Annotated in this window: 20 protein-coding genes and 1 riboswitch; of the genes, 6 read left to right on the forward strand and 14 right to left on the reverse strand. The window is 45.3% G+C overall.

From position 1 onward, the window contains the following. Nucleotides 1–80: 80 nt before the first annotated feature. Nucleotides 81–1,220, reverse strand: a complete 1,140-nt coding sequence (gene chrA / locus R7F64_RS16860) for a chromate efflux transporter (RefSeq protein WP_005380170.1) — start codon at nucleotides 1,218–1,220, stop codon at nucleotides 81–83. Between the two features lie 112 nt (nucleotides 1,221–1,332). Between chrA and R7F64_RS16865 the strand changes: the two genes are divergently transcribed. Then, a complete protein-coding gene (locus tag R7F64_RS16865; RefSeq protein ID WP_404764677.1) occupies nucleotides 1,333–2,250 on the forward strand; it encodes a LysR family transcriptional regulator in 918 nt (305 codons plus the stop codon). A 170-nt stretch (nucleotides 2,251–2,420) separates the two neighbouring features. Here R7F64_RS16865 and ebgR read toward each other — a convergent pair whose 3' ends face one another. After that, the gene (gene ebgR / locus R7F64_RS16870) at nucleotides 2,421–3,407 is read right to left on the reverse strand and encodes a transcriptional regulator EbgR (protein ID WP_167415415.1); all 987 of its coding nucleotides are present in this window, start codon (nucleotides 3,405–3,407) and stop codon (nucleotides 2,421–2,423) included. Between the two features lie 428 nt (nucleotides 3,408–3,835). On the opposite strand from ebgR, the gene R7F64_RS16875 reads away from it, so the two are divergent. Then, nucleotides 3,836–4,432, forward strand: a complete 597-nt coding sequence (locus R7F64_RS16875; protein ID WP_012841470.1) for an outer membrane beta-barrel protein — start codon at nucleotides 3,836–3,838, stop codon at nucleotides 4,430–4,432. A gap of 38 nt (nucleotides 4,433–4,470) precedes the next feature. On the opposite strand, the gene R7F64_RS16880 is transcribed toward R7F64_RS16875, so the two are convergent. Then, the gene (locus tag R7F64_RS16880) at nucleotides 4,471–5,022 is read right to left on the reverse strand and encodes a gamma-glutamylcyclotransferase family protein (RefSeq protein WP_017636002.1); all 552 of its coding nucleotides are present in this window, start codon (nucleotides 5,020–5,022) and stop codon (nucleotides 4,471–4,473) included. A gap of 184 nt (nucleotides 5,023–5,206) precedes the next feature. On the opposite strand from R7F64_RS16880, the gene R7F64_RS16885 reads away from it, so the two are divergent. After that, nucleotides 5,207–6,391, forward strand: a complete 1,185-nt coding sequence (locus tag R7F64_RS16885) for an NnrS family protein (RefSeq protein ID WP_213868650.1) — start codon at nucleotides 5,207–5,209, stop codon at nucleotides 6,389–6,391. Between the two features lie 73 nt (nucleotides 6,392–6,464). Here the strand turns inward: R7F64_RS16885 and R7F64_RS16890 are convergent, their stop codons facing one another. The 5 genes from R7F64_RS16890 to R7F64_RS16910 all read right to left on the reverse strand — a co-directional run bounded on the left by R7F64_RS16890 (nucleotide 6,465) and on the right by R7F64_RS16910 (nucleotide 12,810). Beyond that, nucleotides 6,465–7,418: a CorA family divalent cation transporter gene (locus R7F64_RS16890; RefSeq protein ID WP_318071919.1), complete on the reverse strand. Its 954-nt coding sequence runs from the start codon at nucleotides 7,416–7,418 to the stop codon at nucleotides 6,465–6,467. 274 nt (nucleotides 7,419–7,692) lie between these two features. Further along, nucleotides 7,693–9,252, reverse strand: a complete 1,560-nt coding sequence (gene glpD, locus R7F64_RS16895; protein ID WP_017636005.1) for a glycerol-3-phosphate dehydrogenase — start codon at nucleotides 9,250–9,252, stop codon at nucleotides 7,693–7,695. Nucleotides 9,253–9,428: 176 nt separating this feature from the next. Next, nucleotides 9,429–10,220: a DeoR/GlpR family transcriptional regulator gene (locus R7F64_RS16900; RefSeq protein ID WP_005380192.1), complete on the reverse strand. Its 792-nt coding sequence runs from the start codon at nucleotides 10,218–10,220 to the stop codon at nucleotides 9,429–9,431. Nucleotides 10,221–10,379: 159 nt separating this feature from the next. Then, entirely contained in the window at nucleotides 10,380–11,897 is a 1,518-nt protein-coding gene (glpK, locus tag R7F64_RS16905; RefSeq protein WP_005380193.1) for a glycerol kinase GlpK, read from the reverse strand. Between the two features lie 58 nt (nucleotides 11,898–11,955). Continuing rightward, on the reverse strand, nucleotides 11,956–12,810 hold the full coding sequence (locus tag R7F64_RS16910) for an MIP/aquaporin family protein (protein WP_005380195.1): 855 nt from the start codon (nucleotides 12,808–12,810) through the stop codon (nucleotides 11,956–11,958). A gap of 895 nt (nucleotides 12,811–13,705) precedes the next feature. Here R7F64_RS16910 and glpT point away from each other — a divergent pair. Beyond that, on the forward strand, nucleotides 13,706–15,070 hold the full coding sequence (gene glpT, locus R7F64_RS16915) for a glycerol-3-phosphate transporter (RefSeq protein ID WP_005380199.1): 1,365 nt from the start codon (nucleotides 13,706–13,708) through the stop codon (nucleotides 15,068–15,070). 56 nt (nucleotides 15,071–15,126) lie between these two features. Further along, nucleotides 15,127–16,182 (forward strand): glycerophosphodiester phosphodiesterase, encoded by a 1,056-nt coding sequence (glpQ, locus tag R7F64_RS16920; protein WP_005380201.1) that lies wholly within the window; start codon nucleotides 15,127–15,129, stop codon nucleotides 16,180–16,182. An 81-nt stretch (nucleotides 16,183–16,263) separates the two neighbouring features. Here glpQ and dapD read toward each other — a convergent pair whose 3' ends face one another. From dapD to R7F64_RS16945, 5 genes are all read right to left on the reverse strand, one after another. Beyond that, nucleotides 16,264–17,295 carry a 2,3,4,5-tetrahydropyridine-2,6-dicarboxylate N-succinyltransferase gene (dapD, locus tag R7F64_RS16925; protein WP_005391708.1) on the reverse strand — a complete coding sequence of 344 codons (1,032 nt, stop codon included), beginning with the start codon at nucleotides 17,293–17,295 and terminating at the stop codon, nucleotides 16,264–16,266. A 325-nt stretch (nucleotides 17,296–17,620) separates the two neighbouring features. Then, on the reverse strand, nucleotides 17,621–18,604 hold the full coding sequence (locus R7F64_RS16930; RefSeq protein WP_005391709.1) for a GGGtGRT protein: 984 nt from the start codon (nucleotides 18,602–18,604) through the stop codon (nucleotides 17,621–17,623). Between the two features lie 23 nt (nucleotides 18,605–18,627). Beyond that, on the reverse strand, nucleotides 18,628–19,320 hold the full coding sequence (locus R7F64_RS16935; protein WP_005391710.1) for an iron-sulfur cluster assembly scaffold protein: 693 nt from the start codon (nucleotides 19,318–19,320) through the stop codon (nucleotides 18,628–18,630). A gap of 259 nt (nucleotides 19,321–19,579) precedes the next feature. Continuing rightward, a riboswitch (Fluoride riboswitch) is annotated at nucleotides 19,580–19,655 on the reverse strand. 156 nt (nucleotides 19,656–19,811) lie between these two features. Further along, a complete protein-coding gene (locus tag R7F64_RS16940) occupies nucleotides 19,812–20,111 on the reverse strand; it encodes a YebG family protein (RefSeq protein ID WP_005380208.1) in 300 nt (99 codons plus the stop codon). A 128-nt stretch (nucleotides 20,112–20,239) separates the two neighbouring features. After that, on the reverse strand, nucleotides 20,240–21,166 hold the full coding sequence (locus R7F64_RS16945) for a LysR substrate-binding domain-containing protein (RefSeq protein WP_017636009.1): 927 nt from the start codon (nucleotides 21,164–21,166) through the stop codon (nucleotides 20,240–20,242). Between the two features lie 109 nt (nucleotides 21,167–21,275). On the opposite strand from R7F64_RS16945, the gene R7F64_RS16950 reads away from it, so the two are divergent. Continuing rightward, nucleotides 21,276–22,250: a TDT family transporter gene (locus tag R7F64_RS16950; RefSeq protein WP_017636010.1), complete on the forward strand. Its 975-nt coding sequence runs from the start codon at nucleotides 21,276–21,278 to the stop codon at nucleotides 22,248–22,250. A 75-nt stretch (nucleotides 22,251–22,325) separates the two neighbouring features. On the opposite strand, the gene R7F64_RS16955 is transcribed toward R7F64_RS16950, so the two are convergent. Then, the gene (locus tag R7F64_RS16955; protein WP_318071920.1) at nucleotides 22,326–24,149 is read right to left on the reverse strand and encodes a DUF3413 domain-containing protein; all 1,824 of its coding nucleotides are present in this window, start codon (nucleotides 24,147–24,149) and stop codon (nucleotides 22,326–22,328) included. Nucleotides 24,150–24,236 lie beyond the last annotated feature (87 nt).

Below are 24,236 nucleotides of genomic sequence, written 5' to 3' on the forward strand. Positions count from 1 at the left end.
TCACTATCTAATCTAAGCAAGGGCACTCGTATTTGAGTGCCCGTGGTTTATCTAGATTCAATAGTTGGCGTATCAGCAGGCTACATCATGCCCGTGACAAGGCCTGCTGCCACAAAAAACACGATCATCCATAGTACCGAAAGGTTGAGCTTTTTGTGTAGATAGAAACCCGCAATCACTAACGCCATGTCGATGGGAGCAACAACTGCGCTGCTAAATACTGGCTGGTAAAGTGCCGCGAGTAGTAACCCTACTACCGAGGCATTTACACCGTTGATGGCGCCGGAGACCAGCGGTTTGCCTGCCAGTGCTTGCCAGTTCTTAAGAACGCCAAGTAGTAAAAGAAACCCAGGGAGGAATACGCCAAGCGTTGCGATCAGAGCGCCTAAAATTGGCGTATCCGAAAGCTCATAACCGATAAAAGTAGCAAAGGTGAACATTGGCCCCGGTACAGCTTGTGCAGCGGCGTAGCCTGTTAAAAATGCATCTTGGCTGAGCTGGTCGCCAACAATGTTTTGCAGAAGCGGCAGAACCACATGACCGCCACCAAACACTAAGCTACCAGCTTGGAAAAAATCACTAAACAGCCCAAGCAAAGGTAACGTATGAGCCACTAACGGTAAGCCGAGTAAAAGCATCGCAAATAGAGCTAATGGCGCGATAGACGGTTTAAACGACTCGGCTGATGGCGCGGAGTCTTTCTTCAGATATCGCATTCCGACAAAACCTGCTGCGATCAACACGAACATTTGCGTCATGATGCTTGGTGCCACCAGCAACGCAATCGCAGTCGCGACGCACAAACCCGCGGTCAGTTTACTTTGGCAGAAGTTTTTGTACATGCCCCAAGTCGCATCCGCCACGACGACGACTGCGAGCAGTTTTAGGCCGTGAACGATGTTTTGGAACACTGCGGTGTCGGTGATTTGGCTGCTCACCATCGCCAGCGCCAACATGATGACCACTGAAGGAAGCGTGAATCCGACAAATGCTGCGCATGCGCCACCTAAACCGCCACGTTTATAGCCTAAAGCAAAGCCAACTTGGCTTGAGCCCGGTCCCGGCAAAAACTGACTGAGCGCGACAATTTGCGCGTACTCGCTGTCATCAAGCCATTTCAGTTTCTCAACAAAGGTTTGGCGAAAATAACCAATATGAGCCGCCGGGCCGCCGAAGCTGAACCAACCCAGCCAGAAAAAAGTTTTGAATATGGTGAACATGTCGAGCCTGTTTATCTAAAAAGCATTGTTGCTAATTTATCGAATGCTCTAAAATGACTCAAATTGATGATTTTAATTTCATCTATGAATGAAATGGGATGAGGATGTTGGAGTGAAAGAGGACATTCAGTGGCGCAACATTGACTTGAACTTATTGGTGACGTTTTCCTACTTGTATCGCTATCGAAGCGTTAGCGTCGCGGCAGAGAAAAGTTACGTTAGCCAGTCGGCGATGAGTCATAGTTTGTCTCGTTTAAGGTTGTTGTTTGACGACCCGCTTTTTGAGCGAAAAGGGCACAAGATGGAGCCCACCGAGCACGCTCACCACATCGCGCCAACTGTGCATCACTTGTTGGATTCTATCGCCAAAGACTTGCTCACTAAGTCTGCCTTCCAACCTAAAAATTATGCGGGTGTATGTCGCATTGGATTAACGGATTATGCCGAGTTTATTTTTGCTCCTCGGCTTTATGACGAAATACGCCAGCGCGCCCCAGAGGCGCAGATCAGTTTTATTAACGTCAATCGTAGCAACTACGTGGCATTAACTGAGCATGAAAAGCTCGATGTCATTATTGGCAGCATGCCGGTGTTGGATGACAACTTTGAGAGCTTGTACTTGTACACCGAAAAGCACGTGTGCATGTGTGATAAACAGGTATTGCAAGGGGAAACACAGCTGTCTCTGGAAGCGTTCGCGAACATAGAGCAAGCTCTGGTAAGTCCCGATGGGAGCTTAAAGACACAAGTAGACCAAAAGCTCGCAGAACATGGCTTGAGCCGCAAAGTCACCGTGGCGTCGCGCAACTTTCTCACTATTCGGCATCTATTGAAAAAGCGCGATCTCATTGCCATCGTGCCAGAAAAAATGGCGTTGGCGGAGGGCTTTTCGGACGATCTCATTACTGTTAAGCCGCCGATCGCCGTTGCGGATTTTGATATTGCCATGCTGTGGCATTCCAGCCGAAACAATGAAGACAAAGGCATTTGGCTACGCGAGTTGGTTTCTTCGACCATCACCTCTAAATGATAAACATTTGGGGCACTCATGGTGCTTAGAGTGATTTGTTGTTGAACTTCTTACTACCCGCTGAGTTATCGGCGTTACACCGAAACAGTACTGATTGTGCAAAATGAATGTCTTTGGTTAGGGGGGGATGTTCCAGGTTTAATTCATAAAAGAGATTAATGGAAAAGGTATCATTGAGTTGTACCACGTAGTTTAAGCTCTGTTTGAACGTATACATGAAGAGGGAGTAAGCGTCCATCTCGGTATTTTTCCACCAGTAAGTTTACTCCCTGAGTTCCCATCAACTCAGAGTGAATACGAATTGTAGACAACGGCGGAAAGGTAAAGCGAGCAGTAGGAATATCATTCATACTAATCAACGTAATGTCCTCTGGTATCTTTAAGCCAAATTCATGGATTGCACGTACTATGCCAATCGCGATGGAGTCTGAATCAATGAATACTGCTTTCGGGAAGTCACCTTTGGCTAGCATCTCTTTCGCTAAGTTATAACCGGACAAACTAGAGCAGGCACAATAGTGTATATCTTGTTCTGCGACCACGCCTTTTAGATAGCCATAGTCCAAAAACACATTTTCACGAGTGTCAGCTGCGTCGGGCTTGTTTTGACCGCCAATATAACCGATGCGGCGGTAGCCTCGTTGTACAAAGAAATCAACTACTTGCCTACTGATTCGAATAAGGTCGACATCAACGCAATCATAAGGGCAGGTTGGATCTGAAAAGTTTATGTAGCAGATGCTATCGGCTAGACGTTTAGGTAATTTATCTACTACCTTTTGGTCGACATTTCCGACTAAAAGGACACCTGTTATCTTTTTCGTTTCAACATCAATTTCACTGTTATAGCAATTGGTTAGCGTAATACCTAATTTGTCGCATTGCGTTTCAATCCCATGACGAATTGATAAGTAGTAAGGGTCATTTACCTCTGTTTCTTGTTTGTAGTTATATAAGGCTAAAAAGTGATGTTTTTGCTTAACTTCTTTGATGCCTTTCTTCGAGCTACTGGTGCGGTACTCCAGTTTTTCTGCAATTTCCAAAATGCGGTATTTGGTTTCTTCTTTAACGCTCAACGTTGGGTCGTTGTTCAAAACCCGCGATACGGTTGCAAGTGAGACGCCCGCTTCAATGGCGATATCTTTTAGCTTTGCCATGTAAATTTCCCGTCGGCACTGCTCACTGCCCAAGTGTGAGCTCAATAATCTGACTATTTTAAACAGCTACTTAGAGATGCACAAACCTTTAGTAAGACAGTCCTAAACACTTTAAATCAGCATATCAAGCCAACTTGTTTTCATGAAATACACTCTATTGAGTAATAAATAAAGCCGTAAACGTAAGGATTATATTGCTGTAAAAATACTGAAAAACGCGACTGGTTTGGAAACTTGCTACTTGTGGTAACTCTAGTACTTAATAGGACTCGAGCTGTTTAGAGTTTAATCAAGCAAACGTTTTATTGTTCATGTTTATGTTTTGTGTCTCATTTTATAAACAAATCAATAGGAAAGTATTCAACTCTATTTATAATCTCCGCGCTTTTAAAAACTGTTTAACAGTATGAAAAACATAGGAAATTATAATGAAAAAAGTATTGCCATTATTGGCTTTAGGTGCAGTGGTTGCTTCAGCGTCAGTTCAAGCAAAAGGTAACTGGTATGTTGGCGCAGATATTCTTAACTCTGATCTTGAAGTTGAAGGTCACTCTTACAGCTCTTCAGCTACAGGTTTGGGTATTGCGGTAGGTAAAGAGCTGCAATATTCAGAAAACTTCAAATTGGCTTTAGAAGGTGAGTACATTTACTACGGTAGCTTCGAAGAAAAAGCATCGGGCGCGGGTAATTGGTTAGAAGCTACTGTTGAAGGTTATTCATTCAACCTTAATGCTAAACCTAAGTACCAATTCTCTGGCACTGGTTTTTATGTTGGTGCTGTTGTTGGTCTAGGTGTAACTGGGGTTGATTTAGAGGCAAAATCAAACCTTTCTGGTTTCACTGGTAAGACTGATGGTAGCGATGCTGGCTTTAACTATGGTGCTGAAGTGGGTTATGAATTTGCTTCAGGTCTGGTTGTTTCTGGTGGCTACCGTGCTTCTACAGTAACCATCGATGTTGAAGGTGGTGGCGATCTTGAATTTGATTTTGACAGCCTGTACGTTGGCGTTGATTACAAGTTTTAAGCTCGCATAAGCAAAACATAGATACTAAAAAGGAGCCGTTAGGCTCCTTTTTTTATTAGATTATCAATCAACTCATAATGGTGCTCTTGTACGCCTGCAAGGTTGCCATATTTGGGTTGATGGCGGTCATTTTCTTTCGCGTGTTGCCAGCCAATGGTGTGACGCACAAAATGCTCTGCAAACGCGTGGGAAACTTCCAAGCAACCTGCCAGCACGGTATCAACATAACTTTGCATGATTGGGCTCTTTGCACATGGTGGTAGTGGCTCGTCTTTTACGTAAACCCAAATGTCATGTTCTTGGTTAAAACTCGCATCTGTTTCGATTTGATCTGGCTGAAGTTGAATACGATGATAACCTCGCTCACGGCGGTCGAATTCTGCGAGCGCTTCTTTATTCACTTCGAGTAAAACGCCATTAACCTGTCCATCGCCTTGGTTCACCACTAATGGAGAGAGGCTGTAGCTGTCGTCAATCTTCCCCCAGTAGCGCACCAGTCCATGAGCAATGACGGGAATGGCTTCTCCCGTTTGTCCGGTTAACTTACGTGACGCAGAATTAATCAAACTGCCATAGCCAAATATGTACATCTTCGTTGCATCCCTTAACTGATGGTTGTGTCTCTCACCGTTTATACCTAACCCGCCTCTGAAGCACAACTTTACCTCTTAAGTATAATCTTAATTATAAACATGTATTTTTTATGAATGTTTGTGGTAGCATCAATATTGTAGTTGAGTCAACCAGCATCAAGAGACGCTTGAGGGCAAGATAATGCTGAATATCACCGATAAAAAAGTGGAAGAAAAAATCCCCGCATGGCTGCGATTAGGCTTTCGGCCGTTTTTTCTGTTTGGGTCGATTTACGCCATTGTTGCGATCGCGTTGTGGGTGTGGATGTTCCAGAGCGGACAGCCAAACGCATTAGCTGTACCGGCATTATGGTGGCACGTACATGAAATGTTGTTCGGTTTTTCGATGGCAATCGTAGTTGGCTTTGTACTGACCGCGGTACAAAACTGGACTGGCATTAATGGTACCAAGCATTACATGCTTCTGGCTTTATTTGGCTTGTGGTTAGTGCCCCGCATATTGCTTTGGACACAAGCACCGTTATGGTTAACCAGCAGTATCGAAGCGGTATTTTTACTGTTTGTCGCCTATGAGGTGGGCATTCGTGTGTATCGAGCCAAAGGTTGGCGTAATTTGTTTTTCGTTCCACTGTTTCTTTTGGCCATCTTTGCGAACTTTGCAAGCTACGCAACGATAAAAGGTATGCCGCCCTTTAGCTCTTCAGCGGTGTGGCAAGCAATGCTGTGGTGGTTTACCTTGCTGTTGTCAGTGATGGGCGGACGTGTGATTCCATTTTTTACTGCGCGTCGATTTAATTTCGAAAAAGCGCAACCATTGGCTTGGTTAGAGTGGTTCGCGAACTTGCCATTGGTAATGCTATTTGTGCTGAGCTTTTTCCCTGTGACGTTTGCAGAACTAGGTAGTCCTTTGATGCTATTTGCAGGTGTTGCTCAGTTGGTGCGTTTTGTTCGCTGGAAACCTTGGTTAACCCTGAGCGAGCCTTTAGTGTGGTCGCTGCATGCTGCGTATTTGTGTTTACCACTAAGCTTAATTTTGCGAGGCGTCTGGGGAGATGCATTTGCCAGCCATAACCTCATTCACCTGTTTGCGATAGGTGCGTTAGGCGGTTTGATTTTAGCGATGATTGCACGGGTGACGATGGGACATACTGGTCGCATGATCTACAAAGGGCCAAACATGAGCCTTGCGTTTACAGCGATTACCGCGGCAGCTTTGGTTCGCAGTTTCGCCGTGATCTTTGACCCAGCGAACATGATACTGTGGATTGATATCAGCGGCGGATTATGGATTGTTGCGTTTGGGCTGTTTGTGTGGCGCTTTGGTGTGATGCTTGTGACCCCTCGTGTGGATGGTCACCCCGGATAAGATTCTAATGTGAGTAGAGAAAAGAGGAGCCGCGTGCTCCTCTTTTGGTTTTTGTTCTTTATAGGTTTAGTGTTTACTCGTCTTCGTCGTCCGCTTTATTCGTGAACCCCAAGCGTTTAAATAGCCACCACTCTAGACCAAAAATGACAATTAAGGCGATACAGAACCAGGTGAATGCCATGGTGGATTCCACACCTGGCATTCCACCAACATTGATGCCGAGTAAACCTGTTAAGAAGCTGGTTGGTAGAAAAATCGTTGCTACCAAAGTAAACAGATAACTGTTTTTATTGGTTTTCTCATCACGATGATGTTTGATCTCTTCTTGGAAAAGCGCCACTTCTCCAAGATAAAACTCAAGTGTTTCATTTATGCGCGTAATATTATTGTGTGCGAAGCGATATTGATGAGGTCTCAAAGCAATCAATTCTGATTCTGACTCCACAAGATCACGGATAGCGTACTGCTGAGGGCGAATAAAACGCTTGATAGAAATCAGCGCTTTTTGAGTCGCCATATGTTTGTACGTCGACTCATCATTCACATCGAACTGGTTTAGTGTTTCTTCAATCGTATCAAGGTAAATGTCTATTTTACTGTTTAATCCTTCAATGATCTGATGAAGTAAACTAGCAAGACTTTTTGGGCCTTTGTGTTCCGCTAATGCTTGGCGAATCTCCATGATCGCGCGTGATGGAATTTTACGAGTTGAAATGAGTGCGCCTTGAAAGTAGAGAATTCGAATACTAAGCATATCTTCTGGTGATGCATTGCCGTTCATATTGACGCCTCGTAAAATCAACATGAAGTTTTCGTCATCTAAAGGATGGAAAGATGGTCGGCTTTCGTCGGCTAATAGATGATCAACCGTAGCTCTAGGTACTTGGTTCTGCTCCAGCCAACCACGAATATCGGGATGCAGCCGTTCGCAATGGTACCAATGCTTAGCTTGAATTTGCTCTGCCGTGGTGGATTGTTGAGTTGCTTCTGGGGTTGAGAAGTCCCAATGTTCAATCATAAAACCCATTTTCTTTTCCTTGTTTGAGCCGATACCAAAATAACCTCAAGATACTTCTTTCGCGAGAATTGCTTGCCATACAAAGGCAATGCTCTGAGTACGGTACTCTGAAGTCATTGATGCATTATTTTTCAAATGAGTATGATTGTATTTAACGCCAAATGTCTATGAATAGTTGTTCTTATTTGCAATCGAGTGGAGCGCACCAAGATGTTGTGCTTAAACAACAAAACAAAAAGCCTGCAACTAAGCAGGCTTTATTGTGGGGGAGGGAGGGGAGCTGTTAGCCAACTTGAGAAAGATTAACCACTTTCTGTTGTAGCTTTTTCTTTAAATAGTCCGTTAAGGCCTGTTTTTCTTCCTCGTTCATGTAAAGACCAAGCTTAGTACGGCGCCATAAAATGTCTTCATCGGTCATTGCCATTTCATGGTTCATTAAGTAATCGATCTCACGTTGGTAAACACCACCTGCTTGTGCCGAGAACGTTTGTCCTAAGTCAGCTTCACTTGTTGTGCCTTCCATTAAGTTCCAGGTTTGGGTACCAAACTGTGTGACATAACGAAGAATCAATGCTTCTGGCGCCCAAGTGTATTTAGCGTGAATTTGTTTAGCTAATTGTTCACGACTACAGCTGAAGTTACCACCAGGAAGGGTTTGGTTGGCCGTCCAGTCTTTACCCATTTCAGGTAGGAACGGAGCAAGTTTCTTCATTGCTGCTTCACCTAACTTACGGTAGGTCGTTAACTTACCACCAAAAACAGAAAGCAGAGGTGCATGGTCGTATTCCGCATCGAGCTCTAGCGTGTAGTCTCGTGTGATTGCTTGCGGAGAGTCAGATTCATCGTCACATAAAGGACGAACACCGCTGTATGTCCAAACTACATCTTCGCGAGTCAACTGGTGGACAAAGTGTTGGTTTACGATATCAATGAGGTAATCGACTTCGTCATCTGAGATCGACACTTCGCGTGGGTCACCTTTGTATTCCACATCTGTTGTACCAATGATTGAAAACTTATCTAAGTAAGGAATCATAAATACGATGCGATTGTCTTTGTTTTGAAGGATGTAGGCTTGCGGTTCGTTGTGGATACGAGGAACAACGATGTGCGAGCCTTTGATTAAGCGAATGTTACGAGGAGAGGCTTGCTCTAATCCATCATCAAAGAACTGTTTTACCCAAGGCCCCGCAGCATTGACTAACGCTTTTGCTTTACGTTCGAAACGTTGGTCTGTCATCACATCGTGAATAGTAACATGCCAGATACCACCTTCACGGTGTGCTTTTTCCACACGGCAGTAGTTACGCACTTCAGCATGGTTTTCGCGAGCCGCAAGAACGTTCAGTAATACTAAACGTGCATCATCAACCCAACAGTCAGAGTATTCGAAACCCGTTTTCATTTCTGGTTTTAGCAAGCCAGATTTCGCAAGGTTGACGGTTTTACTGCCTTGCAGCGTCGTACGTTTACCCAAGTTATCGTAAAGGAAAAGGCCACAACGAATCATCCAAGCTGGGCGTAGGAATGGGCGATGCGGTAAACGGAAACGCATTGGTAGTGCGACGTGTGGTGCTTTACGAAGAATAACCTCACGCTCTGCGAGCGCTTCCGAAACTAAACGAAACTCGTAGTGTTCAAGGTAGCGTAAACCGCCGTGTATCAGTTTAGAACTTGCTGAAGAAGTCGCAGATGCGAAGTCATTTGCTTCATATAAGCCAACACTCAAACCTCGGCCTGCTGCGTCTGCCGCAATACCAGCTCCGTTAATGCCGCCACCGATTACGATCAAGTCTAAGGTAGTGGATGAGCTAGTAGTGGAAGCATTATTTTGTATACTCATAAATTTGACCTCTTGGTGAGCGAACGAGCATTTTAGAACATAATGTAATCCTAGCTCAGGTTTCGTTTGTGATCATCTATTATTTTCGTTTGTGAGCGTTTTGTGTGATTTAGACACAAAAAAACCTCTGTCTAATTAAGACAGAGGTCATTTGAGGGGGAATTATACGATTGACGTTACTCGTTTTCGGAGTTTGATTCGTTAGCTTCAACCACTTCAAGTGGGATAGAAGCTTCCTTCAAAATTGACAAGATTTCTTCTGGTGGCTGCTTATTGGTAAAGATCATGTTGAGCTGTGCAATATTGCCTAGTTTCACCATAGCATTGCGCCCGAACTTGGTGTGGTCTACGGCAAGAAATACACTACGGCTATTGTCAATGATCGCTTGTTTTACCCGGACTTCGTGGTAATCAAAGTCTAATAGCGAGCCATCGAAGTCGATACCGCTAATGCCGAGAATACCAAAGTCGAGACGGAACTGTTTAACGAAATCGAGGGTAGCCTCGCCAACAATACCGCCGTCTCTGCTGCGGACTTCTCCACCCGCTAAGATGACTTTGATTTCAGGGTTAGGGAAAAGAATGGTCGCAACATTGATGTTGTTGGTGACAACACGCAACTGTTTATGGTTTTTATTGAGCGCTCGCGCAACTGCTTCTGGTGTGGTGCCAATATCGATGAATAGTGTGGCACCATCTGGAATGTGTTTGACTACCTCGTCTGCAATGACATCTTTTTCATTGAAGTTGAGCGCTTTACGCGTGTTGTAAGATGTGTTTTCAGAACTGAGAGGAATAGTGGCTCCACCGTGATAACGACGAATTTTGTTGTCATCGGCGAGTTCATTGAGATCGCGTCGGATGGTTTGTGGGCTGACATTGAATCTTTCTACCAACTCATCCGTGCTGACATAGCCTTGTTTTTTCACCAGCTCAACAATCTGCTGGTGTCGAGGTATTTGCTTCACTTACCACTCCCTTGTGCATTGGTAACGGCCAATGCTTCAAATTCGAAGCTCTATTGTGCTCGAATTTGCTCGTTGTGAGAAGTAAGCGAGTTCAGGAATCGGGGATAAAGCGCAAAAAGAGCGCACAAATGGCGCTCTTTTTTTCTTATGGAGATGAGATTAATCTTCTTCGTCGTGAAGTTCAGACCAGGTTTGTGCACATTTCACTGCACGTTTCCAGCCCTTGTAACGACGATTGCGTTTTTCTTCATCATCGTGTGGCTCAAAGGTGCGATCAAGTACCGCTTTATTCTGCAACTCATCAATGCTATCCCAGTAACCAACTGCAAGGCCGGCAAGGTAGGCTGCACCAAGAGCGGTAACCTCAGTTACTTGAGGGCGGTGTACTTCTGTGTTCAATACATCGGATTGGAATTGCATTAGGAAGTTGTTCGCTACTGCACCACCATCGACGCGAAGGTTCGCAAGCTTAATGCCTGAGTCAGCTTGCATCGCATCCAGTACGTCACGAGTTTGATAAGCGATGCCTTCCAATGTTGCACGGATGATATGGTTTGAATTCACACCGCGAGTAAGGCCGACAATCGTGCCACGTGCGTAGGCATCCCAGTATGGAGCGCCTAAACCAGTAAATGCTGGCACGACATAAACGCCGTTTGATGTATCCACTTTTGTCGCGAAGTATTCAGAGTCTTCTGCACCGTTTAGGATTTTCAATTCATCGCGTAGCCATTGGATAGAAGCTCCACCCATGAATACGGCGCCTTCAAGTGCATAAGCTGGTTCGCCTGCAGGACCACAAGCCAAAGTAGTTAGAAGGCCATGTGTCGAAGTGACTTTTTCTTGGCCAGTATTCATTAGCAAGAAACAACCCGTACCGTAAGTGTTTTTCGCTTGACCCGCTTCAACACACATTTGGCCGTAAAGCGCTGCTTGTTGGTCACCTGCGATTCCAGAAATAGGAATACGAGTACCGCCTTTACCACCGATGTTGGTTTTACCGTAAATTTCCGATGAGCGCTTCACTTCTGGCATCATAGATGCTGGGATGCCAAGCTCATCTAACATTTTTTGATCCCAACATAGATCGTTGATGTTAAACAGCATGGTACGCGATGCGTTAGTGTAGTCGGTTACGTGAACGCGACCTTGAGTCATCTTCCAAACTAACCAAGTATCGACAGTACCAAACAACAGCTTACCTGCTTCTGCGTCTTCTCGTGCGCCTTCAACATTGTCCAGAATCCATTTAACTTTGGTACCTGAGAAGTAAGGGTCAAGCACCAAACCAGTGTTGTCACGTACATAGTTTTCGAGACCGCGTGCTTTTAAATCTTCACAGATATCAGCAGTACGGCGACATTGCCATACGATCGCATTGTAAACGGGTTTACCTGTTTCTTTGTTCCAGACGATGGTCGTCTCACGCTGGTTAGTAATACCGATAGCCGCTAATTGGTCGCTACGGATGCCAGACTTAGCTAGAGCTTCTACTAAGGTAGAGCTTTGTGTTGCCCAAATTTCCATTGGATCATGTTCAACCCAACCAGCTTCTGGATAAATCTGAGTAAATTCGCGTTGCGCGACGCTTACGATGTTCGCATCATGATCAAGAATCACTGCGCGAGAGCTTGTTGTACCTTGGTCTAGGGCAACAATGTATTTTTGCTCAGTCATGGTAAGAATCCTTTTGTTTCGTTATTTATATTTTAGTAAATGTTCGAGTTACGTCAGTTTAAGCTCTAGCTTCTTCTGTTTCTTCTTCCGTCTCACATTGGTTTGGAATCGTGCAACCGTGACCTTGTTGTGGAAGGTAAGCGGCAATCGCTTTTGGATACAACCAACCTCCAAAACATGCACCTGCAATCGGAGCAAGTAAAGGCACGATAAAGTAAGGAATGTCTTTAGCACCTGTCAGAGCGTAATCCCAGCCTGCGAAGTAAGCGAACAGCTTCGGTCCAAAGTCACGAGCAGGGTTCATAGCAAAGCCTGTTAGTGGGCCAAGTGAACCACCGATGACGGCAATCAAAATACCGATCAATAGAGGGTTCATTGCGCCACGTGCCGCGCCGTTATTTTCATCGCCCAGAGCCAGAATCGCAAACATCAGCACAGCAGTGATAACGAATTCCACAGCAAAAGCACCAAAGAAAGAGAGGGAGGCATGCGGATAGGTTGAGAAGATACCAGCAGTTGCTAGTGCATCTTGGCTGCTGCGAACGAAGTTATGAGCGATTTCGTAGTCGGTGAAAAGGTTGCTGTATAAGCTGTATACCAATGCAGCAGAACAGAATGCCCCAAGCATTTGAGCGATAATGTATGGCACCACTTTCGCCTTATCAAAACCATGGAACATAGCAAGTGCGATGGTAACGGCAGGGTTGATGTGTGCACCAGAGACGCCAGCCGTACAGTAAATAGCGATGGCGACACCGAAGCCCCATACAATACTGATTTCCCATTGTCCAAATGATGCGCCTGTTAGAACTAAGGCTGCAACACAGCCTACGCCGAAGAAAATAAGTAGTCCTGTACCGATAAACTCGGCCAAACATTCTCCAAGCAGAGAGGGGTGTTTGTTCGTTGTCATGTTAAAAGTCCTTTGATCATTTTTGCCTGTCTAGCACGATACTATTGTGCATATATAAACGTTTGCGAAAACAAACGAGCGTTAAAAATGAGCGTTTGAGCATAAATTTGTTAATCAAAGTCTTCGTTTTTGTTAAATGGCGCATCTTTTAACCGGAAAAGAACACAACGAAAATAATTTATTTGTCACGAGGCCAGTGTTGAGAGCGCTCAAATTACCGATGTGAAAAAGAATGCACAACTGGTAAGAGGAGTTTTGTGAAGCTGCTACGTGCTTGGAGACTTATTGCACAGAACTTGTGTAGCAATTAACCCTAAAGGAGTAGCGGAATGTCAAATGTATCAAGGGATAGCAGTGATATAAAAAATACGCTGTCATGTTTGGACTTTTAGAAAAAATCGTCATCCCATTGGTACCAATAGGATGAGTTGATAAGAGAATAAACGCTGTTAATGTCTTGTGTTTGTGAATCATTGCTTCGGCTTGTATTCAAATAAAAATTGTTTTTTTTATTTCGTTTGATGCTAAACGTGATCGTTTTTCAGCTTTTTAGTTATTAGTTGGTTCGGAGCGAGTAGGGCAGGCGTAAATCGCCCTTTTTACGGTTAGTTTATGTTCTAATTCGAGCCTTTGTTTCAAAGGTTTCGAATTAGAATGCTCAAGTGAGAGGTTTGAACATCAGTTTCATATTAACGAATCTTGAGTAAAGTTGAACGATGATCTAATTAATGCTCATATAATTTACTGTATTTACTTATATTTAATCCATGTGCAACATTTGTCACAGAAATAAAATCCTAACTCCATACAATTCATGAACTTTCGAACGAAGATTTATTTTTTTCGTTCGCTCCTTTTGTGTTTTTACCATCGCATACAAAATAATGAGGTTCCTATGTTTGGAATATTCAAACCTAAGGCGCACATTGATCGTCTGTCCCCTGGCAGCATCGATAGCACCTACTCTCGCCTCCGTTGGCAACTCTTTATCGGTATCTTTGTTGGCTACGCCGGTTACTATCTAGTTCGTAAAAACTTCAGTTTGGCGATGCCTTATCTTATCGAGCAAGGCTTTAGCCGCGGAGACTTAGGTGTCGCCTTGGCAGCTGTTTCCATTGCATATGGTCTCTCTAAGTTTCTAATGGGCAGCGTTTCAGACCGCTCCAACCCTCGCTATTTCCTTAGTGGCGGCCTATTGATGTCTGCATTAGTGATGTTTTGCTTTGGCTTTATGCCATGGGCGACTGGTAGCGTCACTGCGATGTTCATTTTGCTTTTCTTAAACGGTTGGTTCCAAGGGATGGGGTGGCCTGCTTGTGGCCGAACCATGGTGCACTGGTGGTCACGTAAAGAGCGTGGTGAGATCGTTTCGGTTTGGAACGTGGCGCACAACGTGGGTGGTGGCTTGATTGGTCCACTATTTATTCTTGGCCTGTGGGCATTTAACGATGATTGGCGCACTGCATTTTATGTTCCTGCATTTTTCGCCACGTTGGTTGCTGTGTTTGTTTGGATGACGGTTCGCGATACCCCTCAGTCTTGTGGTCTGCCTCCTATTGAAGAATACAAAGACGATTACCCAGATGACTATGACAAGTCCCATGAACAAGAAATGACAGCGAAGGAAATCTTCTTCAAATACGTCTTCAACAACAAACTTCTTTGGTCGATTGCAATTGCAAACGCATTTGTTTACCTAATTCGTTACGGCGTACTGGACTGGGCACCTGTTTACCTAAAAGAAGCGAAGGATTTCTCGGTAGATAAATCGTCATGGGCTTATTTCTTATACGAATGGGCTGGCATTCCAGGAACACTATTGTGTGGTTGGATCTCTGACAAATTGTTCAAAGGTCGTCGTGCACCTGCTGGTATCTTATTTATGGTGCTAGTGACAGTTGCAGTGATGGTTTATTGGTTTAACCCTGCGGGCAACCCAACAGTAGATATGATGGCGCTTATTGCAATTGGCTTCCTAATCTATGGTCCGGTTATGCTGATCGGTTTGTACGCACTTGAACTCGCTCCGAAGAAAGCCGCAGGTACTGCCGCTGGTCTTACTGGTTTGTTTGGATACCTGGGTGGGGCAGTTGCCGCAAACGCGATTTTGGGCTACACCGTAGACCACTTTGGCTGGGATGGTGGCTTTATCATCTTAGTGGGTTCTTGTATTACTTCTATCGTGTGTTTGATGTACGCCTTCTTAGGTGAACGTGCGCACCACGAGCAAAAAGAGCGCGAGAAGGAAGCGCTAGCGTAATATTTATTTAAAGAGGCAGTGGAATACTGCCTCTTCGCTTTATCAAGGAAATAACAATGAAAACAAAGTCAGTATGTCTTACTTTTTTAGCACTTAGCCTCTCTGCTGGTGCGATTGCGAAGCCGCTTGTCATTGCGCACCGTGGCGCATCGGGCTACTTGCCTGAGCACACGCTAGAAGCCAAAGCACTTGCTTACGCAATGAAACCTGACTACATAGAGCAAGATGTGGTAATGACGAAAGACGACCAGTTGGTCGTGTTGCATGACCATTATCTCGATCGCGTAACGGATGTTGCGGAGCGTTTTCCTGATCGTGCACGTAAAGATGGTCGTTATTACGCGATTGATTTCACTCTGGCGGAAATCAAATCCTTGCGAGTTACCGAAGGGTTCAACATCGATGAGAAAGGCAACAAAGTAGCGGGCTATCCAACCCGATTCCCTATGTGGAAATCTGACTTCACCGTGCCGACGTTTGCTGAAGAGATTGAGCTGATCCAAGGCTTAAACAAAACGCTGGGTTATGACATCGGTATTTACCCAGAAATTAAAGCGCCTTGGTTCCATCGTCATGAAGGTAAGGACATTTCTAAAGCAGTACTTAAAGTCTTGAAGCAGTACGGTTACGGCTCTCAAGACGACAAAGTCTACCTTCAGTGTTTTGATGCGAATGAACTTCAACGCATCAACAGTGAACTCATGCCTGCAATGGACATGGACTTAAAGCTCGTTCAGCTTATGGCTTACACGGACTGGAACGAAACTATGGTGTACAAAGGCGACAAGGCAACACCATACAGTTATGACTGGATGTTCGAAGCCGACGGAATGAAGAAAGTAGCGAGTTACGCGGAAGGAATTGGACCTTGGAAGCCGATGCTGGTGGATGATAAGTCAACCAAAGACAATATCATCATCAAGCCGTTGATGAAGGCTGCAAAAGACGCTGGCTTGCAAGTGCATCCATACACGTTCCGCGCCGATCCAGGACGCATTCCAGCGTACACTGACAGCTTTGAAGGCATGATGGATGTGTACTACAACCAAGTAAAAGTGGATGGTTTGTTTACTGATTTCCCAGATAAAGCGGTCAGCTTTTTAAATCAGTAATCACGCATTTTGCTGTAAGCTAAAAAATCCCCCAACAGTTTCCTGCTGGGGGATTTTTCGTAGGGCTAATTCACGAATGAATTAGTTGTTTTTATGCAGTTCGCTGTTCAGTTCAACCGCGCTCTTGTTTGCAAGACACTCGATTTGACCTGTTACAGAGTTACGACGGAACAGTAGGTCAGAAACACCAGCAAGATCGCGGGCTTTCACAACTTCTACTTCTTGGCCTGCAGAATCTAGCATGCGCACTTTAGAACCAGCAGTTACGTACAGACCTGATTCGATAGTACAACGGTCACCCATTGGGAAGCCAAGACCTGCGTTCGCGCCTAGTAGAGAGTTTTCACCGATAGAAACCACAACTTTACCGCCGCCAGATAGCGTACCCATGATAGATGCGCCGCCGCCGATGTCAGAGCCGTTACCAACCACTACGCCAGCAGAGATACGACCTTCAACCATGCTCACGCCTGTTGTACCCGCGTTGAAGTTGATGAAGCCTTCGTGCATTACCGTTGTGCCTTCGCCAACGTGTGCGCCAAGACGTACGCGAGAAGTGTCAGCGATACGAACGCCAGTTGGTACCACGTAGTCCACCATTTTAGGGAACTTGTCTACGCAATCTACGCTTAGTGCACGACCCGCTAGGCGAGCTTCGATTTGACGCTCTGCTAGTTCAGGTAGGTCGATTGGACCTTCATTAGTCCATGCGATGTTGTGTAGTAGACCGAAGATACCGTCTAGTACCGTACCGTGTGGTTGAACTAGGCGATTAGAGATAAGTTGAAGTTTTAGGAAACCTTCAGCAACGCTTTGTGGCTGCTCGTCAGTTGCAAGGATAACCAGTACAAGTGGTTGTGCTGATTCTGCTGCTTTTGCTGCGAAAGAAGCGTTTGCCGCATCGCCGTTTGCTTCAAATGCTGCTGCCAGTTCTGCGCTTTGTGCTGCAGAGATCTCGATAGCTTGGTTGCCTTGCTCATAACCTGCTACTGCTGCTAGTGCGTTAACAAGCGCTTCGCTTGGGTTAAGAACTGGGTTTGGGAAAAACGCTTCGATGATTTTGCCGTCGCGGTTTTTAGTTGCCGTACCAAAGGCTAGAGAGAAGAAAGCCATAGTTGATCTCCATGTGTTGAGTCTTGTGTCTCGTCTGTTCACTGACAAGAAATAATTAAGTTGTCGGTCATCATAAAGAGAGTGTTGGGGAGTTTAAAGAGGGGAAATGGAGAAAGTCCGTAGATGGATACCTTTTGTCTTTTTAGAGATATGTTTGTCTGATGAGAAATGTGTCGCAAAAGCCTTATCAGGCCGATTTTGGGCAGAGACACAGTGAAGTGGGAGAAGGGAGCATCGCAAAAAAATAAGGGGAGGACCGAAGTCACTCCCCCTACACTGGGTTTGTTGGATTTACTGACTTTGGATAGTAAAGCGATAAATCGACTTAGAGGCTTAGCTCACCGACCTCTACTGCAAGTGCAACCGTTGCCCCTACCATTGGATTGTTGCCCATACCGATGAAGCCCATCATCGCTACGTGTGCTGGTACTGAAGAGCTACCCGCGAATTGCGCATCGGCGTGCATGCGACCCAAGGTATCTGTCATGCCGTAAGAGGCAGGACCTGCCGCCACGTTGTCTGGGTGTAGAGTACGACCAGTACCACCACCTGATGCCACAGAGAAGTAAGGCATGCCTTCACGGTTACGTTCTGCTTTGTAGATGCCTGCTACAGGGTGTTGGAAGCGAGTCGGGTTGGTTGAGTTACCAGTGATGCTCACATCCACTTGTTCTTTATGCATGATAGCCACGCCTTCACGCACATCGTCTGCACCGTAGCAAAGGATCTCACCACGTGGACCTTGGGAGAAACGGCGACGTTCTACTTCCACTAACTCACCAGTTTGGTAGTTGTACTGAGTGCGTACGTAAGTGAAACCATTGATGCGTGAGATTAGGTAAGCGGCGTCTTTACCCAAGCCATTTAGGATAACTTTCAACGGATTTTTTCGTGACTTGTTCACGTTCAATGCGATTTTGATAGCGCCTTCTGCCGCTGCGAATGACTCATGGCCCGCAAGGAAAGCGAAACAGCCACTTTCTTCATTCAATAGACGAGCCGCCAATGCACCGTGACCGATACCCACTCGGCGTTGTTCTGCGACGCTGCCTGGTTTTGTGCAGGCTTGAAGGCCTTCACCGATGATGTTTGCAGCTTCTTCAGCTGTTTTTGCTACGCGGAAAATCGCCAAAGCAGTGCCTAGCGTGTAGGCATCGGCAGCGCTTTCAAACGCGATAGGTTGAGTGTCCATCACTAGTGCTTTAGGGTCGATACCACGATCCATACAGTATTGGTAAGCCTCTTCCAGAGAAGAAAGTTGCATTTCGTCTAATGTGCGACGTACAGATTCAGTAATTGGAGTGTTCATAATCTCTTTCCTCTTGGTGGCAATTATTGTTGGCGTGGGTTGATGGTAGTTACGGCTTCGTCAAAACGACCGTAAGTCCCCGTCGCTTTGTCTGCGGCTTCTGCAGCAGATACGCCTTCGTTGATGGCTTTCATCATCTTGCCGAGGTTGAGATATTGGTAACCAATCACTTCTTTGTTTTCGTCTAGCGCGAGTTTTGTTACATAGCCTTCAGCCAACTCCATGTAACGCACGCCTTTTGCTTTGGTTGAGTAGCTAGTACCCACTTGGCTGCGTTGAGTTTGACCAAGATCTTCCAATGCCGCACCAATTTCTAAGCCGCCTTCAGAGAAAGCAGATTGCGTACGACCGTAAACAAATTGAAGGAAGATTTCGCGCATCGCGACGTTAATAGCATCACATACCAAGTCGGTATTCAGTGCTTCAAGAATGGTTTTGCCTGTTAGGATTTCTGCGGCCATCGCTGCTGATTGAGTCATGCCTGAACAGCCGATCGTTTCGATCAAAGCTTCTTCGATGATGCCGTTTTTGACGTTAAGGGTCAGTTTTGCTGCGCCTTGTTGAGGAGCACAAGCGCCAACTCCGTGGCTAAGACCAGAAATCGCGATAACGTCTTTTGGATTGATCATTGCGCCTTCAACAGGGATCGGTGCAGATGCATGAAGCTCGCCGCGTTGAATCGGGCACATTGATTGGATTTCGTGTGAATATTGCATAATGTTTTCCCAGTGTACGATATCCAGCCTATTTGTCAGTCTCAACGGCGTTGACTGCTCTTATTCGCTCCATCAAATAGAAAACTATGTTCAGGAGGTTCATGCGTTTGTCGCCTTGTTGAGTTAACAACTATTTTGGATATCTTTTTAATTTTTGAGAAAACAGGAGCGGGGTTGGAGAAGAGTTGAATTGCTCACTACAGAACTCTTGCTTTCACAACATAAGCGAAAGCACTTCCAACAGGGCTGACCTGTTTTCGTTTCTGTAGGAGTCATTAGCTTTAACAGCGGTTCGAATCTTTCGATTCCGGTGGCACCCCATCACCGGACCCATTTAGACTAGATCTAAGTCACACTAATCCGCAACATGAAATTTAGAGCAATTTGGGATATTAAATCGGTTCTTTATATTCTCAGAGATATATGGAGATAAACGGAAGGAATAAAAAAACGCCGCATAATGCGACGTTTTTTCTAAACAAATAAGAGGCTTATGCAGCGTCTTCTTGCTCGCTATCTTCTTCAACAGCTTCAAGCTTCTTTGCTTTTTTTGGTGCAGGTTTACGTTTTGCACCAAGAGCGTAAAGCACTTCTTCTTTGTTTTGCGCAAGGAACATTGCAAGATCTTCTTGCTTACCTTCGTCTTCTAGAAGTTCACTTTTACCCAGCAGTGAGAATAACTCGTCTGCCATATCCAGCATTTTGTCGTATGCGTCAGCTTCCGCTTTAGAGGTAAAAGTCATTTTCTCTTCTCCATTGCGTTCTACCACGTACTTGACGATTACAGCCATGGTTGGTCCCCTAATTTGGTGTATTGATACTGGCTTTTTATACAGTTTTTGACCAATCAAGTCTAGCGACAAGCCTCAGAATGAGAGACACGTACAACTAACTGACTAGCATTTAAACTATCTTGGTTTCACTTTGCGGATTTGTCCGCCAAAGGAAGGTTTGTTGGTCGCTCCCAATCTTGGCAAAATTCGATAAACGTTTTGAGCAATGGGCTTTGATATTTCTCTTTATGAACCAGTAACCAGAAGCGACGTTTCATATCTAAAGGCATGTCGAGCAGTTTTACGCGGCCGTCACGAATAGCAGGTTCTGCAGACAAACGTGACAAACAGCCCAAGCCTAACCCTGCCGATACTGAGTTGATCAACGCTTCGGTGGTATTGAGCTGAAAAGCTTCATGCCAATGTTCCAAGCGCGGCGCGACAACGCGCATAAAAAATTCGCGTGAACCAGAGCCTGCCTCTCGCAATATCCATTCACTGTTTTCTAGCTCGGTTAAGTTTACTGGCCCTTCGTGCGCGGCTGGGGAATTGGGCGCGCAAATCACGCACATTTCATCTTCGCTAAACTGGGTAGACTGCAATTCAGGGTGAAGTGTTTTGCCTTCAATGAGGGCTATGTCTAACTCGTAATCGGTCAGCATGTCGCAGATTTGTGCGGAGTTAGAAATGAACAGACTTTGAGAACGATGGTTCGTTTGCTGACGAAATTCGCTAAGCAAATAGGGCGCGACTTGGTTGCCAATGGTGTCGCTGGCACCAATGCGAAGTTGGCCCGATAGCGCTTGGTCACCATCGAAAATGCTCTCGATGTCCTTGGCTCGGTTGAGTAATTCATCCGCCAGTGGCAGTAGTTTTTGACCTTCTTGGTTCAAAATCAGTCGGTTATTAACACGATCAAATAAGTGATGGCCGATCTGCTTTTCTAATTCTGAGAGTGCCATGCTCACTGCGGCTTTCGATAAAAAGAGACTATCAGAAGCCGCTGTGAGCGTTTTGTGCTGCGTGATCGTCGTAAACACTTTCAGTTGTTTAAGAGAAATGTGACTTGCCATACCCCACCGTTAAGTAATTCTGAACGTTTGTTTTAAATAATTAGATATATCGGAACGAAGTGCAAGCGTATTATACGTCTCATCAAGAGTGAGTCTGGTTGAGGTCATCATGATTCAAAGAACAAAAGCAAAAGTAATGGGAGCGCCAACTCCAATGGCGGGTTTGGCTCTTGGTATTGCAAGCTTGGGCTGGAGTTGGGAAAACTTCGCCGAATTACATGGCTACGGACAGTGGATTAGTGCGGGTATCGCGAGCATATTGTTGGCTATATTGGCAACCAAGTTTTTGCTACATAATCATCTATTGAGACAAGATCTTGCTCATCCGGTTGTGGGCAGCGTGGTTCCGACATTTGCGATGGGCACTATGGTGGTATCGAACTCTCTCGGCCATTTTTACCCATTAGCTGGCGATGCGCTTTGGCTGATTGCGGTGGTTTTGCACATCGTATTCTTGGTGAGCTTTGTTTACCATCGCGCCAAAGATTTTGAATTGCACCACATGGTTCCTAGTTGGTTTGTACCGCCTGTGGGTATCATCGTTGCGGATGTGTCTTTCTCTGGCAACCCTATGTTAGCACCAGTGGCACAAGGTGCATTGATGTTTGGTATGGTGGCGTACGCGATCATGTTGCCGATGATGATTTACCGTTTCATGTTTACCCATGAAATTCCGGATGCAGCAAAACCAACCATGGCAATTATGGCGGCGCCAGCAAGTCTATCATTGGCAGGGTACTTAACGGTCACTGCGACACCATCACCAGTGATCATCGCTATGCTATTTGGTATCGCGGTATTGATGACAGCCATCATATATCTCGCGTTCTTTAAATTGCTTAGACTGCCATTCAGCCCTGGCTATGCAGCGTTTACCTTCCCGATGGTGATCGGTGCGACGGCGCTGTTTAAAATGGCGAATTGGATGGAGTTGCAAGGATTGGCTGCGCACTATGTTCAACAAGTGCGAGGCTTAGCTGGTCTTGAGTTGATTGTGGCAACATTTGTTGTCTCTTATGTGGCCTTACAATACATCAACAACTTGTTGATTCAGCCACGCTTGATGCACGCTCATCACGCTTAAATAGCAGATAGGAAAAAGCCTCTTGGTCTTACAACCAAGAGGCTTTTTTATTTCAATCGGCGTCGATGTTGGACGCTAGCCTTTTTTGTAAAATCGCGACATCTCATCCAGAGAATGACGAATGATATCGACAGGAACTTTCTGTTCTTTCTCGACTTTTAACTGGCGATTCAGTTGCTGAGAGTGCCCGCCAGGGTTGACCACAAGCATCAGTTCTTTGCCGACCAATGCATAGTTGTAGTAGCTGCCTGCAATATACCAATCGCGAGAGGCAGAGCTATCAAACAAATTATGACCAACGCTGTATGAACTCGTTGTGCCTTGAACGTCAAACAGCGTATTCATCATGGTTGGCACGACGTCAAAATGGGTCGTGCGGTAATCAACTTGCTCTGGCTGACGATTTGGCATGTACACGTAAAGAGGCACATGCACTTGAACGTCACTGTAATTACCCGTGTGGCCCCAATAGTTCATCTTATGGTCATTAAACTCTTCACCATGATCTGATGAAATCACCACAATGGTGTTGTCTAAGTCGACGTTTTTCAGCACATCACCAATCAAGCTGTCGATGTAGTACAACGAGTTCTTGTATCGATTGTGGTAAAGCGAAGCGTCAAAATCGTTGTTGAGCAAAATGTGGTCAACGCGTTCCCAGTATGGTTTGAATTTCGCAAATTCAGGTTCAGGAAACACCGTGCCGTGGGCGGCATCGTAGAACAGAAAACCAAAGTACGGCTTGTCGCTGTCCTGCTTTTGGAACTCGATGAACTTGTCTGTTATCTGCTGATCGCGCTCGACAGCTGTTTCCCCAGTTTGTTTCAGGGTCAAATCCGACACTTTTTTGAATACCGTGCGAGAGAGTGGCGGACTGGTGAGCGGTGCTGAGCCAAAAATGCCCATGCGGTAGCCTTCTGCTTGCAGCGTATCCATAAACACAGGAGAGCGTTGACTTGCGTAAAAGCTTTCCCAGTAGGTCGCGGGCAAGCTGTAAAACAGGCTGAAAATACCCGCTTGAGTTGAGTTGCCGCCGCTCATATGTTGTGTGAAATTCATCGTTTTTTCGGCGAACTTGCTGACATTTGGCATGACTTCCGGCGTCGCATCACTGTAGCGCCACGCGTCAACCAAGATAAACAAAACATTGGGCTGTTTCTCTTTGCTTTGCACTTGAATCGGCGCAAGCGGGTAGTTGAGTGAGCTACGTTCAATGTTGGTTAACTCTACGCGGTTCTTCGATGCAATGTTCTCATCCACTAGGTCGTGTTTGTAAATAAATTTACGAGCCGTCAGCGGGTAGTAAAGTGGCCAGTTATTCGAAAACTGACTGACTTCATCGTCGTAAAGTGCGTTTTTGTACGCATGAATCATCTGTGTGCTAAGCAATACAGCAAACCAAACGCTGATCAAAACGAACTTAGCTCGGCTTTCTGACAGTTGATTACTTACCCAAACGGTACAGGCGAGCCCGATCACCAGAACGGCAACTTCACTGACGAAGATAAGCCAACTCATCCAAGAAATATCGAAGACATCACCGCCACCTTCGAAAAACATACGGATTAATAGGGCGTTGATGTGAAGTTTGTATTGCTGAAAAACGAGGATATCGACTTTAAACATGATCAATAGACAGATCGCGATAGCGATCACGATACCTTTGAATGCTCGAGTCGGTAGAAAAGAGAGCAATAAACTCAACAACATAAATGGAAGAGCGATCAAGCCCAGCCAGCCATATTGAGTCGAAACCAAATAGTAACCTTGCAACAAGGTTAGCGGTTCATTCTGATTGTTAGACAACACAAAAGGATAACAAGCGATCGACAGGTACACTGCAAAGCAAGCAAAAAAAGCAATCAGCCAAGCGCTGTTGGAAGACAGTTTGCGAAACATACTTTTTGTTTGTTTATAAATTATGGGTAGAGGGAGTATAAAACAGTGTTTTTTATTATGGAATAGTTGCGACGAATGTCACATTTT

The organism is Vibrio sp. Vb1980 (assembly GCF_033338615.1).
GTDB classification, from domain to species: Bacteria; Pseudomonadota; Gammaproteobacteria; order Enterobacterales; family Vibrionaceae; genus Vibrio; species Vibrio alginolyticus.